The sequence below is a fragment of the Streptomyces sp. NPDC048018 genome, assembly GCF_043202995.1.
In the GTDB taxonomy this organism is placed as follows: domain Bacteria; phylum Actinomycetota; class Actinomycetes; order Streptomycetales; family Streptomycetaceae; genus Streptomyces.
The window spans coordinates 1,254,799-1,270,353 of the sequence record NZ_JBIDBK010000001.1 but is presented as its reverse complement, the minus strand read 5'-3'; the positions used below and the strand labels follow the sequence as shown (position 1 = coordinate 1,270,353).

Annotated in this window: 12 protein-coding genes and 1 pseudogene; 3 read left to right on the top strand and 10 right to left on the bottom strand. The window is 70.9% G+C overall.

The genetic code is table 11. From position 1 onward, the window contains the following. Positions 1–92: 92 nt before the first annotated feature. Complete coding sequence (locus tag ACGF1Z_RS05725; RefSeq protein WP_393000205.1) at positions 93–1,766, bottom strand: BCCT family transporter; 1,674 nt, start codon at positions 1,764–1,766, stop codon at positions 93–95. 112 nt (positions 1,767–1,878) lie between these two features. On the opposite strand from ACGF1Z_RS05725, the gene ACGF1Z_RS05720 reads away from it, so the two are divergent. The 3 genes and pseudogenes from ACGF1Z_RS05720 (at position 1,879) to ACGF1Z_RS05710 (ending at position 4,227) form a co-directional block, all read left to right on the top strand. After that, positions 1,879–3,030: a glycerate kinase gene (locus tag ACGF1Z_RS05720; protein ID WP_393000203.1), complete on the top strand. Its 1,152-nt coding sequence runs from the start codon at positions 1,879–1,881 to the stop codon at positions 3,028–3,030. Between the two features lie 48 nt (positions 3,031–3,078). Then, positions 3,079–3,513 (top strand): annotated as a pseudogene (locus ACGF1Z_RS05715) (GNAT family N-acetyltransferase); the annotation flags it as partial. A 195-nt stretch (positions 3,514–3,708) separates the two neighbouring features. Further along, the gene (locus ACGF1Z_RS05710) at positions 3,709–4,227 is read left to right on the top strand and encodes a GNAT family N-acetyltransferase (RefSeq protein WP_393000351.1); all 519 of its coding nucleotides are present in this window, start codon (positions 3,709–3,711) and stop codon (positions 4,225–4,227) included. A 60-nt stretch (positions 4,228–4,287) separates the two neighbouring features. On the opposite strand, the gene pssA is transcribed toward ACGF1Z_RS05710, so the two are convergent. The 9 genes from pssA to ACGF1Z_RS05665 form a co-directional block, all read right to left on the bottom strand. Continuing rightward, complete coding sequence (pssA, locus tag ACGF1Z_RS05705; protein WP_393000349.1) at positions 4,288–5,160, bottom strand: CDP-diacylglycerol--serine O-phosphatidyltransferase; 873 nt, start codon at positions 5,158–5,160, stop codon at positions 4,288–4,290. Next, positions 5,153–5,809: a phosphatidylserine decarboxylase gene (locus ACGF1Z_RS05700; protein WP_393000201.1), complete on the bottom strand. Its 657-nt coding sequence runs from the start codon at positions 5,807–5,809 to the stop codon at positions 5,153–5,155. The genes pssA and ACGF1Z_RS05700 overlap by 8 nt, the downstream gene beginning before the upstream one ends. 170 nt (positions 5,810–5,979) lie before the next feature. Beyond that, complete coding sequence (locus ACGF1Z_RS05695) at positions 5,980–7,185, bottom strand: acyl-CoA dehydrogenase family protein (protein WP_393000200.1); 1,206 nt, start codon at positions 7,183–7,185, stop codon at positions 5,980–5,982. 2 nt (positions 7,186–7,187) lie between these two features. After that, complete coding sequence (locus ACGF1Z_RS05690; RefSeq protein WP_393000198.1) at positions 7,188–7,700, bottom strand: MaoC family dehydratase; 513 nt, start codon at positions 7,698–7,700, stop codon at positions 7,188–7,190. Positions 7,701–7,704: 4 nt separating this feature from the next. After that, positions 7,705–8,673 carry an HpcH/HpaI aldolase/citrate lyase family protein gene (locus tag ACGF1Z_RS05685; RefSeq protein WP_393000196.1) on the bottom strand — a complete coding sequence of 323 codons (969 nt, stop codon included), beginning with the start codon at positions 8,671–8,673 and terminating at the stop codon, positions 7,705–7,707. After that, positions 8,670–10,706: a protein meaA gene (locus ACGF1Z_RS05680; RefSeq protein WP_393000194.1), complete on the bottom strand. Its 2,037-nt coding sequence runs from the start codon at positions 10,704–10,706 to the stop codon at positions 8,670–8,672. The genes ACGF1Z_RS05685 and ACGF1Z_RS05680 overlap by 4 nt, the downstream gene beginning before the upstream one ends. 14 nt (positions 10,707–10,720) lie before the next feature. Continuing rightward, entirely contained in the window at positions 10,721–12,058 is a 1,338-nt protein-coding gene (ccrA, locus tag ACGF1Z_RS05675) for a crotonyl-CoA carboxylase/reductase (RefSeq protein WP_393000192.1), read from the bottom strand. A 738-nt stretch (positions 12,059–12,796) separates the two neighbouring features. Continuing rightward, positions 12,797–13,642, bottom strand: coding sequence for a TetR family transcriptional regulator (locus tag ACGF1Z_RS05670; RefSeq protein WP_393000190.1), 846 nt, complete (start codon positions 13,640–13,642; stop codon positions 12,797–12,799). A gap of 124 nt (positions 13,643–13,766) precedes the next feature. Continuing rightward, positions 13,767–15,548: a 3-hydroxyacyl-CoA dehydrogenase family protein gene (locus tag ACGF1Z_RS05665; protein ID WP_393000188.1), complete on the bottom strand. Its 1,782-nt coding sequence runs from the start codon at positions 15,546–15,548 to the stop codon at positions 13,767–13,769. Positions 15,549–15,555 lie beyond the last annotated feature (7 nt).

Genomic DNA, 15,555 nt, shown 5'->3' with positions numbered 1-15,555 from the left:
GCCACCGGTCTACCCAATGCGGAGCCCCGTCGCGCGGCGACGCACCCGCCCGGCTCCGCCGGACCGCTTCCGCCGACGTCCGGAGGCGACCGCTACCGCCCCTCCTCGCCGCCGGACCGCGACCTCGCCGCCCGCCGGAGCCGGTGGTGGCGCGAGGGATCCCCCGCGCCGGGCGCGCCCCCGACCATCACCCGGACGGCGTCGCCCACCCCGTGCGGCGCGTGGTGCCGCGCCGGCCCGGCCCCCGGGTCGGTCCGCAGCTCCTTGAGGAGCGACCAGCACAGCGCCAGCATCACGAGGACGAAGGGCAGCGCCACCAGGATCGTGCCCGTCTGGAGCGCCGTGAGGCCGCCGGCGACCAGCAGTACGGCCGCGACCGCGGCCATGAGCACGCCCCAGGCCACCACCAGCCAGGTCCGCGGGTGCAGTGCGCCGCGGCTCGTCAGCGAGCCCATGACCAGGGAGGCCGAGTCCGCGCTGGTCACGAAGTACGTCATCACCAGCAGCATCGCCAGGTAGGAGGTCACCGTGCCGATCGGCAGCGCGTCCAGCATCGCGAACAGTGAGGCCTCGGGCCCGTCCTTGACCGCCCCCGCCAGGTCGGCCGCGCCCGTCGAGTCGAGCCGGATCGCGGTGCCGCCCATGACGCAGAACCAGATCACCGTCGCGCCGGAGGGCACGAGCAGCACCCCGATCAGGAACTCGCGGACGGTCCGGCCGTGCGAGATCCGGGCGATGAAGGTGCCGACGAACGGCGCCCAGGACAGCCACCACGCCCAGTAGAAGATCGTCCAGGTGCCCAGCCACGTCCGGTCCGTGAAGGCGCCCGTACGGCTCGCCATCGGCAGCAGCTGGTGCAGATAGCCGCCGACCGAGGCCGGGATCGTGTCGAGGACGTACACGGTCGGGCCGAGCAGGAACACGAACAGCATCAGGGCGGCGGCGAGCACGATGTTCAGCGTCGACAGCCACTTCACGCCCTTGTTCAGGCCCGAGAACGCCGACAGCACGAACGCCGCCGACAGCGACACGATGATGGTCAGCTCGGTGGCCGTGGAGTCCTTCACCCCGAGGGTGATGTTCAGGCCCTCCGCCACCTGCAGGGCGCCCAGGCCCAGACTGGTCGCCGTGCCGAAGACCGTGGCGAACACCGCCAGCAGGTCGATCGCCCTGCCCGGCCAGGACCGGGCCCGGCGCTCGCCCATCAGCGGCACGAAGGCGGCGCTGAGGGTGTTGCCGCGCCCCTTGCGGAAGCCCGCGTAGGCGAGGGCGAGACCGGCGATGCCGTAGATCGCCCACGGGGTGAGCGTCCAGTGGAAGAACGAGTACTCCATGGCCGTCCGGGCCGCGGCGCCGGACTGCGGCGGGACCCCGGTCGCCGGCGGCGGGGCCAGATAGTGCTGGAGCGGTTCCCCCACCCCGTAGAACATCAGGCCGATGCCCATTCCCGCGCTGAACATCATGGCGATCCAGGCCAGGTTCGTGAACTCGGGTTCCGAGTCGTCGGCACCCAGACGGATGCGGCCGAACCGGCTCACCGCGATCACCGCGCACAGCACCAGGAACACATCCGCGGCGGTCACGAAGAGCCAGGCGAAATTGGACAGCACCCAGCCGAGCGCCGACGAGGTGGCGTCGTCGAACGAGCCCTTCCCGAGGGCCGCCCAGCCCACCACCGCGACGACCGCCGCCATTCCGATCCCGATGACCTTTGCGTCGGGGCGAGGGCCTTGTCCGGGGATTTGATCGATCGGTTCCGTGCTCATGCCGCCCCACTATGGTGCGGAATATCGCCTCATCAGGGGGTGGCACGCCGTCTGGCCGTGCGGATAGGGTCGGCCCTGGCGCGACTGCCTGTTCGAAAGCAAGGGATGCAAGGTGACGAACGGAGCAGTAACTGAGGTCGCACGCGTGCTCGTCGCGGCCGACAAGTTCAAGGGCTCGCTCACGGCCGTACAGGTCGCGGAGCGGGTCACGGCAGGTCTGCGACGGGTCGTCCCGGAGCTCGAAGTGGAGACCCTTCCCGTCGCCGACGGCGGCGACGGCACGGTGGCCGCGGCCGTCGCGGCCGGGTTCGAGCGGCACGAGGTCACGGTGACCGGTCCGCTCGGCGAGCCCGTCACGGCGGCGTTCGCGCTGCGCGGCACCACCGCGGTCGTGGAGATGGCGGAGGCCTCCGGCCTCCAGCTCCTGCCGGCCGGGGTCTTCGCCGCACTCACGGCCACGACGTACGGCTCCGGCGAGCTGCTGCGCGCGGCCCTCGACGCGGGCGCCACCTCGATCGTCTTCGGGGTCGGCGGCAGCGCCACCACCGACGGCGGCGCCGGCATGCTGGCCGCGCTCGGTGCCCGGTTCCTCGACGCCGACGGCAAGCCCGTCGGCCCGGGCGGCGCGGCCCTCGCCGAGCTCGCCTCCGCCGATCTCTCGGGGGTCGACCCCCGCTTCGCCGAGGTCGACCTCGTCCTCGCCAGCGACGTCGACAACCCGCTGACCGGCCCGAAGGGCTGCGCGGCGGTCTACGGCCCGCAGAAGGGCGCGAGCCCCGAGGACGTCGAGACCCTCGACGCGGCCCTCGCGCACTACGCGCGCGTCCTGGAGAAGGCGATCGGCTCCCGGGCCGCCGAGCTCGCCGCCTCGCCCGGCGCGGGCGGCGCGGGCGGCATCGGCTACGGCGCCCTGCTGATCGGCGCGAGCTTCCGGCCCGGCATCGAGCTGATGCTGGAGGTCCTGGGCTTCGCCCCGGCCCTGGAGCGGGCCACCCTCGTCATCACCGGCGAGGGCTCCCTCGACGAGCAGACCCTGCACGGCAAGGCTCCGGCGGGCGTCGCCGCGGCCGCCCGCGCGGCCGGCAAGGAGGTCGTCGCGGTCTGCGGCCGGCTCGCCCTCGCCCCCGCGGCCCTGGGCTCCGCCGGGATCCGCCGCGCCTACCCCCTCACCGACCTGGAGCCCGAGCCCGCGAAGTCCATGGCGAACGCGGGCCCGCTCCTGGAGCAGGTCGCGGAGAACATCGCGCGGGACTTCCTGGCCTAGGGGGACGAGGACACACCGCCGTAACGCGGCGGTGTGAGGCTCGGGCGCATGAACGTACGCATCGAAGCGTCCCCCACGCACCCGGGCCTCGCCGGACTCCTCACCGCCTACCACCTCGCCACCGAGGCCGAGAAGGGCCGGCCCGTCGCCGGCCCGGACGCGCTGCCCGCCCGCTACCGGGCCGAGACGCGCGACCCCGCCACCGCCTTCGCCGCCGACACGGTGCTGCTGGCCCTCGGACCGGAGGCGCCGGTGGGCTGCGCGGTGCTCACCGCGGGCGGCGAGCTCAAGCGGCTGTGGGTGACGCCCGGTGACCGGGGACGGGGGACCGCCGCCGCCCTGGTGCACGAGGCACTGCGGCGCGCGGAGCGGTCCGGGCTGCCCGCCGTGCACCTCACGGTGTGGGAGTGGCGTGAGCGGGCCGTGGGGCTCTACCGGCGGCTCGGCTTCGAGCCGTGCGCACCCCGGGACGGCCGGCCCGGCCTCGTGTTCCTGGAGAAGCGGCTGACGACGACGGCGGCGAGCCGCCGCAGCGAGGCGATCCCGCCGGTCCGGGTCCCCGGCGAGGAGATCCGCACGGGGCGGATCGGTGCGGAAGGGACCCGTAGCGGGGAGACCACCGGTCCGGAGGAGAGCCGCACCGGGGAGACCGGCCCCGAGCGGAGCGGTGGGGAGCGGATCCGGGCCGGGCAGATCCGGCGCCTGACGCCTCAGGAGGTCCTTGAGCAGGCCTCCGACGGCCTTGCCGGGCTCCTCGTGGACGCGGTCGCCGGCGGAGCCTCCATCGGCTTCCTGGCGCCGCTGGAGGCCGTGGAGGCCGCCGAGTGGTGGACCCGGGCAGCGGGGGACCGCGAGGTCTGGGCGGCGTACGGCTCCGGAGGCGAGGTCCTCGGAGCGGTCACGCTCGTCCGCGACGGCAAGGCGAACGGGCGCCACCGCGGCGAGATCGCCAAGCTGGTGGTCCACCGCGAGGCCCGCGGGCGCGGCCTCGGGGCCCGGCTGCTCGCGGTGGCCGAGGCCCACGCCGCCGCCGTCGGCCTCCGTCTGCTCGTCCTGGACACGGAGACCGACAGCCCCGCCGAACGCCTCTACCGCGCGGCGGGCTGGACCGCAGCGGGCGTGATCCCGGACTTCGCCGCCGATCCGCGGGGCACCCTGCGCCCCACCACGCTGTACTACAAGCGCCCGGGGCGCTGACGGCACGCGGAAGGGCCCCGGACGCGATCCGCGTCCGGGGCCCTTCCGATCCGTTCCTGCTTACGGCAGCTGTGCCGCCTCCGCCTGCCGCGCCTCCCGGCTCTCGCGCCGGTTGTCGCGGAAGGTGTTCACTCGCCGGGCCGTCGCGAAGAGGGGGATCACGGCGCCCAGCACCACCTGGAGCGCGCAGCCGGTCTGGAGCAGGAACGCCCCGCCCGGTGCGTCGAACGCCCACGCCGCCAGCATCGCCATGGCGCCGACGATCCAGCTGAGCATCGCCACCGCGAGGACACCCCGCGGCTTCGGGTACTCGACCCGGCTCACCATCAGCCAGGCGACGCCGATGATCGCGAGCAGCGTCGGGATGAACGGCAGCTCCAGCAGGATGATCGACACGACGGTCAGCGCGCCGAAGGGGCTCGGCATGCCCTGGAACATGCCGTCCTTCATCGTCACGCAGGAGAACCGCGCGAGTCTCAGCACCACCGCCAGCAGCACCACGATCGCGGCCAGGGCCGAGACCTTCTGCTGCGCGTCGTCCGCCACCATCCCGTACACGAGCACGAAGTAGGCCGGGGCGAGGCCGAAGCTGATCAGGTCGGACAGGTTGTCGAGCTCGGCACCCATCGGCGAGCTGCGGAGCTTGCGCGCCACGATGCCGTCGAAGAGGTCGAAGATCGCCGCGGCCAGCATCAGGATCACGGCGGTGGCGGCGCTGTTGCGCGCCATGCCGGTCTCGCTGCTCCCGGTGAGGTGCGGGATGAGGATGCCGGTGGTGGTGAAGTACACCGCCATGAAACCGCACGTGGCGTTACCGAGCGTGAGGGCGTCCGCTATGGACAGCCTCAGCGACAGCGGCATCTCCTCGGCCTCGTCGGCGTCCGCCTCGGCCTCGGCGACCCAGTCGGCCGCCCGTGTGTCGGGATCAATCACGGTCAATGCGAGTCACCCCCGCGGTAGTGGGCTGACCCACCTCGACCGCGACCTCGACACCCTCCGGGAGGTAGATGTCGACCCGCGAACCGAAGCGGATCAGGCCGATCCGGTCACCCTGCTCGACCTTCGTTCCCTGGGGGATGTACGGCACGATCCGCCGGGCGACGGCACCCGCGATCTGGACCATCTCGATGTCGCCGAGGTCGGTGTCGAAGTGCCAGACAACGCGCTCGTTGTTCTCGCTCTCCTTGTTGAACGCCGGCACGAAGCCACCGGGGACGTGCTCCACGGACGTCACCGTGCCGGCCAGCGGCGCGCGGTTGACGTGGACGTTCAGGGGGCTCATGAAGATGGCGACGCGGGTGCGTCCGTCCTTCCACGGCATGATGCTCTGCACCACGCCGTCGGCGGGCGAGATGACCCGCCCCTGCGCGATCTCGCGCTCGGGGTCGCGGAAGAACCACAGCATGCCGGCCGCGAGAGCGGTGACCGGCACGGCGACGGCCGCGGCACGCTTCGACTTACGTGAGCGCGCGAGGCTGAGCGCCGCGGTGGCGACGGTCGGCAGAAGCCACGGCGATGCTCCGCGTGCGATGCGTGCGCCCTTGAGGCTGTCGCGGTGTGCAGAGGTTTGGCTGTGGGGCATGGATGACCTTCGTAGCGGATGATGCCGCACTGGCAACGGGGGACGGCGGCTTTCTGGCCGATGCTATCGGTTGCGAGCCGCAACTGGGCAAGGCAGAAGCCGAGTCGACGGCCGGAAGACGAACACAGGGTGTGATCTTCTTCGCGGCCGAACCGACCCAAACGCGACAATCAACCCTGGAACCGGTACTCCTCGAGCAACCGACGACCAATGATCATTTTCTGGATCTCGGCGGTACCTTCGCCGATGAGCAGCATCGGGGCCTCGCGGTAGAGGCGCTCGATCTCGTACTCCTTGGAGAAGCCGTATCCACCGTGAATGCGGAAGGCATCCTCGACGACCTCCTTGCAGTATTCGGACGCGAGGTACTTGGCCATCCCCGCTTCGAGGTCGTTTCGTTCCCCGGAGTCCTTTTTGCGTGCTGCGTTCACCATCATGGCATGAGCGGCCTCGACCTTGGTAGCCATCTCGGCCAGCTTGAACTGAATCGCCTGGTGCTGGGCGATCGGCTTTCCGAAAGTGTGACGCTGCTGGGCATACTGGACACCCAGTTCGAAAGCACGCTGCGCGACGCCGCAACCACGGGCCGCCACGTTCACGCGGCCGACCTCGACGCCGTCCATCATTTGGTAAAACCCTCGGCCGGTGGTGCCGCCCAGGACCCGATTGGCCGGAATGCGCAGTCCGTCCATGATGAGTTCGGTGGTGTCGACCCCCTTGTAACCCATCTTGTCGATCTTGCCGGGAATGGTGAGGCCGGGGCGGACCTCGCCGAAGCCGGGCTCCTTCTCGACCAGGAAGGTCGTCATCGACTTGTGGGGGGCGGTCCCCTCCGGGTGTCCTTCGTCACTTCGGACGAGCACCGCGACCAGCGTTGACGTGCCGCCGTTCGTCAGCCACATCTTCTGGCCGTTGAGGACGTACTCGTCGCCGTCCTTGACCGCCTTCGACGTGATCGCCGACACGTCCGAGCCGAGGGCCGGTTCCGACATCGAGAACGCGCCACGCGTCTCGCCGGCCGCCATCCGCGGAAGGAAGTAGTCCTTCTGCTCCTGCGTGCCGTGCTGCTTCAGCATGTACGCCACGATGAAGTGGGTGTTGATGATGCCGGAGACCGACATCCAGCCGCGCGCGATCTCCTCCACGCACAGCGCGTAGGTGAGCAGCGACTCACCCAGACCCCCGTACTCCTCGGGGATCATCAGACCGAAGACGCCGAGCTCCTTGAGCCCGTCCACGATCTGCTGCGGGTACTCGTCCCGGTGCTCCAGCTCCGTGGCGACCGGGATGATCTCCTTGTCGACGAAGTCCCGGACCGTGGCGAGGATCTCCTGCTGGACGTCGGTCAGACCGTGGGTCTGGGCGAGTCGCGCCATGACTACTTCCCCTGTTCCTTCAGCTCCGGGCGGCCGGGCTGCTCGCCGCCGCGCGCTTCGATGTACTCGGCGGTCGGGACCATCACCTTGCGGCGGAAGACGCACACCAGGGTGCCGTCCTGCTTGTAGCCCTTGGTCTCGACGTGGACGATGCCGCGGTCGCTCTTCGACTTCGACGGCGTCTTGTCGAGGACGGTGGTCTCGCCGTAGATGGTGTCGCCGTGGAAGGTCGGCGCCACGTGCCGCAGCGACTCGATCTCCAGGTTGGCGATGGCCTTGCCGGAGACGTCCGGCACGGACATGCCGAGCAGGAGCGAGTAGATGTAGTTGCCGACGACCACGTTCCGCTTGAAGTCCGTCGTGTTCTCGGCGTAATTCACGTCCATGTGCAGCGGATGGTGGTTCATCGTCAGCAGACAGAAGAGGTGGTCGTCGTACTCGGTGACCGTCTTCCCGGGCCAGTGCTTGTAGACGGCACCGATCTCGAACTCTTCGTAGGTGCGGCCGAACTGCATGGGATCAGGCCTCCGGGATCTCGAACTTGGTGCTGCGCTGCATGCCGGCGGCACGGCCCTTGCCGGAGATGACCAGGGCCATCTTGCGGGAGGCCTCGTCGATCATCTCGTCGCCGAGCATCGCCGAGCCCTTCTTCCCGCCGGCCTCGGAGGTGTAGTAGTCGTACGCGTCGAGGATGAGCTCGGCGTGGTCGAAGTCCTCCTGCGAGGGCGAGAAGATCTCGTTCGCGGCGGCGACCTGGTCCGGGTGCAGCACCCACTTGCCGTCGAAGCCGAGGGCGGCGGCGCGCCGGGCGACGGCCTTGTAGCCCTCCTGGTTGCGGATCTGCAGGTAGGGGCCGTCGATCGCCTGGAGGTTGTTGGCGCGGGCGGCCATCAGGATGCTCATCAGGATGTGGTGGTAGGCGTCCGCCGGGTAGCCGGGCGGCTGCTCGCCGACGACCAGGGACTTCATGTTGATGGAGGCCATGAAGTCGGCCGGGCCGAAGATGATGGTCTCCACGCGCTGAGAGGCCTGGGCGATCGCGTTGACGTTGGTGAGGCCCTGGGCGTTCTCGATCTGCGCCTCGATGCCGATCTTCCCGACCTCGAAGCCCATGGTCTTCTCGATCTGGGTGAGCAGCAGGTCGAGCGCGACGATCTGCTGCGCGTCCTGGACCTTCGGGAGCATGATGCAGTCGAGGTTCTGGCCGGCGCCCTCGACCACGGTGACGACGTCACGGTAGGTCCAGTGGGTCGTCCAGTCGTTGACGCGGACCACGCGGGTCTTGCCGGTCCAGTCGCCCTCGTTCAGGAACTTCACGATGGTGTGCCGGGCCTCCGGCTTGGCCAGCGGCGCGCAGGCGTCCTCCAGGTCCAGGAAGACCTGGTCGGCGGCCAGGCCCTGGGCCTTCTCCAGGAAGCGCGGGTTGGAGCCGGGCACCGCGAGGCAGGAGCGGCGGGGGCGCAGCCGGTTCACGGGCGTGCTGGTCATGCGGGGACCTCCGTACTTTCAAGGGGGCTGAGCTTGTTCGCTTTCCGGATCTCGTCGACGATACGGCCGATGATCCCGGTGATGCCGAAGTCCTTCGGGGTGAAGACGGCCGCCACGCCGGCGGCCCTGAGCTCCTCGGCGTCGGCGTTCGGGATGATCCCGCCGACGACCACCGGGATGTCGGCCGCGCCGGCCACCTTCAGGCGGTCGAGGACGTCCGGCACGAGCTGGGCGTGCGAGCCGGAGAGGATCGACAGGCCGACGGCGTGCACGTCCTCCTCCAGGGCCGCGTCCACGATCTGCTCCGGCGTCAGCCGGATGCCCTGGTAGACCACCTCGAAGCCGGCGTCGCGGGCCCGTACGGCGATCTGCTCGGCTCCGTTGGAGTGCCCGTCGAGGCCCGGCTTGCCCACCAGGAAGCGCAGCTTGCCGACACCCATGTCCTGGGCCGTGCGGTCCACCTTGCGGCGCACCTCGGCGAGCGGGGAGCCCGCCTCGGCCGGGACGGCCACGGGGGCGGAGGAGACGCCGGTCGGGGCGCGGAACTCGCCGAAGACCTCGCGCAGCGCCCCGGACCACTCGCCGGTCGTGACGCCCGCACGGGCGCACTCCAGGGTGGCCTCCATGAGGTTTCCGGTGCCCTTGGCGGCCTCCTTCAGCCGCTCCAGGGCCTTGCAGGGCCGGGGGTGGTTGAAGGGCGGCTGGTAGCGGGTCTCGCGCCAGGTGCTCAGGGCGGACACCACCCGGGCCTCGACGGCCGGGTCGACCGTCTGGATGGCGGTGTCCAGGTCGGCGGTGAGCGGGTTCGGCTCGGTCGTCTCGAAGATGTTGACGCCGACGATCTTCTCCTCGCCGGACTCGATCCGGGCGCGCCGCTCGGCGTGCGAGGAGACCAGCTGGGCCTTCAGGTAGCCGGACTCGACGGCGGCCATGGCGCCGCCCATCTCCTGGATCCGCTCGATCTCGGCCAGGCACTCGGCGACCAGCGCCTCCACCTTGGCCTCGATGACGTGCGAGCCGGCGAAGATGTCCTCGTACTCGAGGAGGTCCGACTCGTGCGCGAGGACCTGCTGGATGCGCAGCGACCACTGCTGGTCCCACGGGCGCGGCAGGCCGAGCGCCTCGTTCCAGGCCGGGAGCTGGACGGCACGCGCGCGGGCGTCCTTCGACAGCGTGACGGCCAGCATCTCCAGGACGATCCGCTGGACGTTGTTCTCCGGCTGGGCCTCGGTCAGCCCGAGCGAGTTGACCTGCACGCCGTACCGGAAACGGCGCTGCTTGGCGTCCTCGATGCCGTAGCGCTCGCGGGTGATGGTGTCCCAGATGCGGCCGAAGGCGCGCATCTTGCACATCTCCTCGACGAAGCGCACGCCGGCGTTCACGAAGAACGAGATCCGGGCGACGACCTCGCCGAACCGCTCCTCGGGGACCTGCCCCGAGTCGCGGACGGCGTCGAGGACCGCGATCGCGGTGGACATCGCGTACGCGATCTCCTGGACCGGCGTGGCCCCCGCCTCCTGCAGGTGGTAGCTGCAGATGTTGATCGGGTTCCACTTCGGGATGTGGTTGACCGTGTACGCGATCATGTCCGTCGTGAGGCGGAGCGAGGGGCCGGGCGGGAAGACGTGCGTCCCGCGCGACAGGTACTCCTTCACGATGTCGTTCTGGGTGGTGCCCTGGAGCTTGGTGATGTCCGCGCCCTGCTCCTCGGCGACCACCTGGTAGAGCGCCAGGAGCCACATGGCGGTGGCGTTGATGGTCATGGAGGTGTTCATCTGCTCCAGGGGGATGTCCTGGAACAGCCGCCGCATGTCACCGAGGTGCGAGACGGGGACCCCGACCCGGCCGACCTCGCCGCGGGCGAGGATGTGGTCGGGGTCGTAGCCGGTCTGCGTGGGCAGGTCGAACGCGACCGAGAGGCCGGTCTGGCCCTTGGCGAGGTTCCGCCGGTAGAGCTCGTTCGACGCCTCGGCGGTCGAGTGACCGGCGTACGTCCGCATGAGCCACGGCCGATCCTTCTGACGCTCTGTCATCTGTGGTCCCGGGGTCAGATGTTACGGAAGCGGTTGATGGCGTCGATGTGCTTGGCGCGCATCTCCGGGTTGCGGACGCCGAGGCCCTCCTCCGGGGCGAGGGCGAGGACGCCGACCTTGCCCTGGTGCAGGTTGCGGTGCACGTCGTAGGCGGCCTGGCCGGTCTCCTCCAGGGAGTAGACCTTGGAGAGCGTCGGGTGGATCTTGCCCTTGGCGATCAGGCGGTTGGCCTCCCACGCCTCGCGGTAGTTGGCGAAGTGCGAGCCGATGATGCGCTTCAGGGACATCCACAGGTAGCGGTTGTCGTACTGGTGCATGTAGCCCGAGGTCGAGGCGCAGGTGGTGATGGTGCCGCCCTTGCGGGTGACGTACACGGAGGCGCCGAAGGTCTCACGGCCGGGGTGCTCGAAGACGATGTCGATGTCCTCGCCGCCGGTCAGCTCGCGGATCTTGGAGCCGAAGCGCTTCCACTCGCGCGGGTCCTGGGTGTTCTCGTCCTTCCAGAACTTGTAGCCCTCGGCGTTGCGGTCGATGACCGCGTCGGCGCCCATGGACCGGCAGATGTCGGCCTTCTCGGGGGAGGAGACGACGCAGATCGGGTTGGCACCGCCGGCCAGCGCGAACTGGGTGGCGTAGGAGCCGAGGCCGCCGCTGGCGCCCCAGATCAGGACGTTGTCGCCCTGCTTCATGCCGGCGCCGTTGCGGGAGACCAGCTGGCGGTAGGCGGTCGAGTTGACCAGGCCGGGGGAGGCGGCCTCCTCCCAGCTCAGGTGGTCCGGCTTCGGCATCAGCTGGTTGGACTTGACCAGGGCGATCTCGGCGAGGCCGCCGAAGTTGGTCTCGAAGCCCCAGATGCGCTGCTCGGGGTCGAGCATCGTGTCGTTGTGGCCGTCAGAGGACTCCAGCTCGACGCTCAGGCAGTGCGCGACGACCTCGTCGCCGGGCTTCCAGGAGTTGACGCCCGGACCGGTGCGCAGGACGACGCCCGCGAGGTCGGAACCGATGATGTGGTACGGCAGGTCGTGGCGCTTGCTCAGCTCGGACAGGCGGCCGTAGCGCTCCAGGAAGCCGAAGGTCGACACGGGCTCGAAGATCGAGGTCCAGACCGAGTTGTAGTTCACCGAGGAGGCCATGACGGCGACCAGGGCCTCGCCCGGGCCGAGCTCGGGGAGCGCGACGTCGTCCAGGTGGAGCGACTTGCGCGGGTCCTTGTCGCGGCTGGCGAGCCCGGCGAACATCTCCGTCTCGTCCTTGTGGACGGTCACGGCGCGGTACGACTCGGGGAGCTTGATGTTGGCGAAATCGGCCGACGTGGAGTCGGGCGACTGGATCGCGTCCAGGATGTCCTTCACGGATGCCTCCGGCGGTGCGGCGTCCACGGGGGACGCACTGAGGGTTACGTCGGTTTGCTGCTGTGGAGGTGTGCCGTCGGTTCGGCGCGGGTGGTGCTGTGGCGGCGCCGGGTAGGGCGCAGGAGTTGCCTGTGACGCAGGCGTCCGGGCGCACCCGCGGGATCGCTGGTGGGGACAGCCGGCACACGAGGTGATCTCTGCGCGCCGGCCGCCCGGACAACATCAACGTATGGCACGCCGTGTCACCTGACAAGGCACTGCGTGCCAACAATTTCACTCAGATGCAATCTGCTGCTCACGGATGAGCGATGATCGATCGAAAATGCCCCTGAACTGCGCGGATGCGACGCCGGCGGAGCCGGGGAGGCGACCGTGAAACGCCCTCGAAGCCGCCGGGGACCGCCTCGGGAGACGCCGGGCACCGGCTTCGGGGGCGCCGGGGACCGCCCGGGGGGCGCCGGGAACCTCCGCGGGAGGGCCGGTGGACGCGGCCCGGGCGTGACGCCGGCGGGATCGCCCCCGGAGGGCCGAGGGACGGCCCCGGGAAGCCCGGGGAGCGGGCCCCGGGAGTGCCGGAGGCGTCCCGGGACCGGACCGGAAACGGACCCGGACGGGACGCGGACGCGACGCGGCGGCACCGCCCCCGGGGAGCGCCGAGGACCGGCCCGGGAACGACGACGAGGGCCGCCCCCGGCTTCCGGGGGCGGCCCTCGTCGTGGAGTGCCGGTCGCGGCCCTCTCAGCCCTTCTGCAGCGCCTGCTGGATCGTCCGCATGACCTCGTCCAGCGGGGCGTCCGTCCGGGCGACGGCGACCACCACGTCGCCCGTCGTGGAGGCGGTGGCGGCGGCCGGGGCGGCGGTCGAGGCCTCCGGCTCCGCGGCGGCCGCGGGCGCCCCGGGCGCCGACGGCCTGGCACCTATGCCCGAGCCGAAGGTCTCCCGCACGATCGCGAAGGCGTGGTCCAGCTGGTTCTCCACGTCGCCCTGGCCGCCCGCGCGCAGCCAGCGTCGCAGCACGTGGTTGTGGGCCGTGACGACCGCGGAGGCGGCCACCTCGGCCAGCAGCGGGTCGTCGTTGCCGTCGTGGTGGTCGCGCTCGTCGAAGTGGCCGAGCAGATAGCGGGTGAAGAGGCGCTCGTAGCGGGCCACCGAGGCGATCTCGCGCTCCCGCAGCGTCGGCACCTCGCGGGTCAGCCGGTACCGCTCGACGGAGACCGCGGGCGAGCCCGCGTACATCTTCATGACCTCCTTGATGCCCCGGCACACCGTGTCCAGCGGGTGCTCGTGCGGCGGGGCGGCGTTCAGCACCGCCTCCGCGCGCACCAGGGTGTCGTCGTGGTCGGGGAAGATGGCCTCTTCCTTGGAGCGGAAGTGCCGGAAGAACGTCCGCCGCGCCACCCCGGCCGCCGCCGCGATCTCGTCGACCGTCGTGGCCTCGTACCCCTTGGTGGCGAAGAGCTCCATGGCGGCGGTGGCCAGCTCCCGGCGCATTTTCAGCCGCTGGGCGGCGGCACGGGTCCCCGCCGCGCTCTCCGGGGCGTCGGGCGTGGACGTGGCACGGGGTGTCTTCGCGGCCTTGGACATGTCCCGAACGTACTGCATCGGAGCGGGAGTGTGCCCAGGTGGGGGAGGGGAGCCCGGCCCGGCACCGAAGGTGCCCGACGGGCGGAGCAGCCCTCCCCATCCCCCGTGCGGCTCGCCGTGGCCGTCAGCGACGGGCATATTCGCGGAAGCCGCGACCCGTCTTGCGGCCCAGGCAGCCCGCGGCCACGAGGTGCTCCAGCAGCGGCGCCGGGGCGAGGCCGGGGTCGCGGAACTCGCGGTGCAGCACCTTCTCGATGGCCAGCGAGACGTCCAGGCCGACGACGTCCAGGAGCTCGAAGGGCCCCATCGGGTAGCCGCCGCCCAGCTTCATCGCGGCGTCGATGTCGTCCAGGGTGGCGTAGTGCTCCTGGACCATCTTGATCGCGTTGTTCAGGTACGGGAAGAGCAGCGCGTTCACGATGAAGCCGGCCCGGTCGCCGCAGTCCACGGCGTGCTTCCTGATCTTCGCCGTGACCTCGCGGACGGTCGCGTGCACGTCGTCGGCGGTCAGGACCGTCCGGACGATCTCCACCAGCTTCATCGCGGGCGCCGGGTTGAAGAAGTGCATCCCGATGACGTCCTGCGGGCGCGAGGTGGCCTTGGCGCAGGCGACGACGGGCAGCGAGGAGGTCGTGGTGGCGAGCACCGCGCCCGGCTTGCAGATCTTGTCGAGGCGGGCGAACAGGTCCTGCTTGATCTCCAGGTCCTCGGCGACCGCCTCGACCGCCAGGTCGACCTCGGCGAAGGCGTCCAGCGCGCCGGCCGGGACGATCCGGGCCAGCGTCTCGTCGCGGGCCTCCGCGGTCATCCGGCCCTTGTCCACGGAACGGCCGAGGGACTTGGCGATGCGGGCCTTGGCCGTGTCCGCCTTCTCCTGCGAGCGGGCGGCGAGGACGACCTCGTAGCCGGCCATGGCGAAGACCTCGGCGATGCCGGAGGCCATGGTGCCCGAGCCGGCGACGCCGACCGAGCGGACCTCGCGGCCCGTGCCGCCCGCGGTCGTCTCCAGCGGCGTGAGCGCGTCGCGGACGACCGTGCCGGAGCCCGGGGTCTCGTACGTGTAGAAGCCGCGGCCGGACTTGCGGCCGGTCAGGCCCGCCTCGCTGAGCTGCTTGAGGATCGGGGCCGGGGCGTGCAGCCGGTCCTGCGACGAGCTGTACATCGCCTCGAGGACGGTGCGGGCGGTGTCGATGCCGATCAGGTCGAGCAGCGCCAGCGGGCCCATCGGCAGGCCGCAGCCGAGCCGCATCGCGGCGTCGATGTCCTCGCGCGAGGCGTACTTGGCCTCGTACATGGCGGCGGCCTGGTTGAGGTAGCCGAAGAGCAGTCCGTCGGCGACGAAACCGGGACGGTCGCCGACCGCGACGGGCTCCTTGCCGAGTTCCTGCGCGAGCCGGGTGACCGCGTCCACGGCCTGCGGGGCCGTCAGCACCGAGGAGACGACCTCGACCAGCTTCATGGCCTGGACCGGGGTGAAGAAGTGCAGGCCGAGGACGCGCTCCGGGTGGGCGGAGTCGGCGGCGAGCCGGGTGACCGACAGGGCGTTGGTGCCGGTGGCGAGGACGGTGTCGGGCCGGACGATGCCGTCCAGGGCCCGGAAGACCTCCTGCTTGGTCTCGTACGACTCGGGCACGACCTCGATCACGAGGTCCGCGTCGGCGGCCGCCTGCAGGTCGGAGTAGGTGCGGAAGCGGGCGAGGACGTCCTGCCGCTCCTCCTCGGTGATGCGCTCACGGGCCACCGCGCGGGCGGTGGAGGCCTCCAGGGCGGCGACGGCCTGAGCGGCCGCGCTCTCGCTGATGTCGATGCCGATGACCTCGCGGCCGGCCCGGACGAGCACGTCGGCGATGCCGGTGCCCATGGTGCCGAGACCGACGACGGCGATGGTGGAGAGAGGGGTGTCCATCAGGGGA

Bases quoted from the DNA above. Each gene is read 5' to 3' on its own strand.
- ACGF1Z_RS05695 (WP_393000200.1), bottom strand. From the start codon at position 7,185: ATGGCGCGACTCGCCCAGACCCACGGTCTGACCGACGTCCAGCAGGAG.
- ACGF1Z_RS05665 (WP_393000188.1), bottom strand. From the start codon at position 15,548: ATGGACACCCCTCTCTCCACCATCGCCGTCGTCGGTCTCGGCACCATG.
- ACGF1Z_RS05725 (WP_393000205.1), bottom strand. From the start codon at position 1,766: ATGAGCACGGAACCGATCGATCAAATCCCCGGACAAGGCCCTCGCCCC.
- ACGF1Z_RS05680 (WP_393000194.1), bottom strand. From the start codon at position 10,706: ATGACAGAGCGTCAGAAGGATCGGCCGTGGCTCATGCGGACGTACGCC.
- ACGF1Z_RS05700 (WP_393000201.1), bottom strand. From the start codon at position 5,809: ATGCCCCACAGCCAAACCTCTGCACACCGCGACAGCCTCAAGGGCGCA.
- ACGF1Z_RS05685 (WP_393000196.1), bottom strand. From the start codon at position 8,673: ATGACCAGCACGCCCGTGAACCGGCTGCGCCCCCGCCGCTCCTGCCTC.
- ACGF1Z_RS05670 (WP_393000190.1), bottom strand. From the start codon at position 13,642: ATGTCCAAGGCCGCGAAGACACCCCGTGCCACGTCCACGCCCGACGCC.
- ACGF1Z_RS05690 (WP_393000198.1), bottom strand. From the start codon at position 7,700: ATGCAGTTCGGCCGCACCTACGAAGAGTTCGAGATCGGTGCCGTCTAC.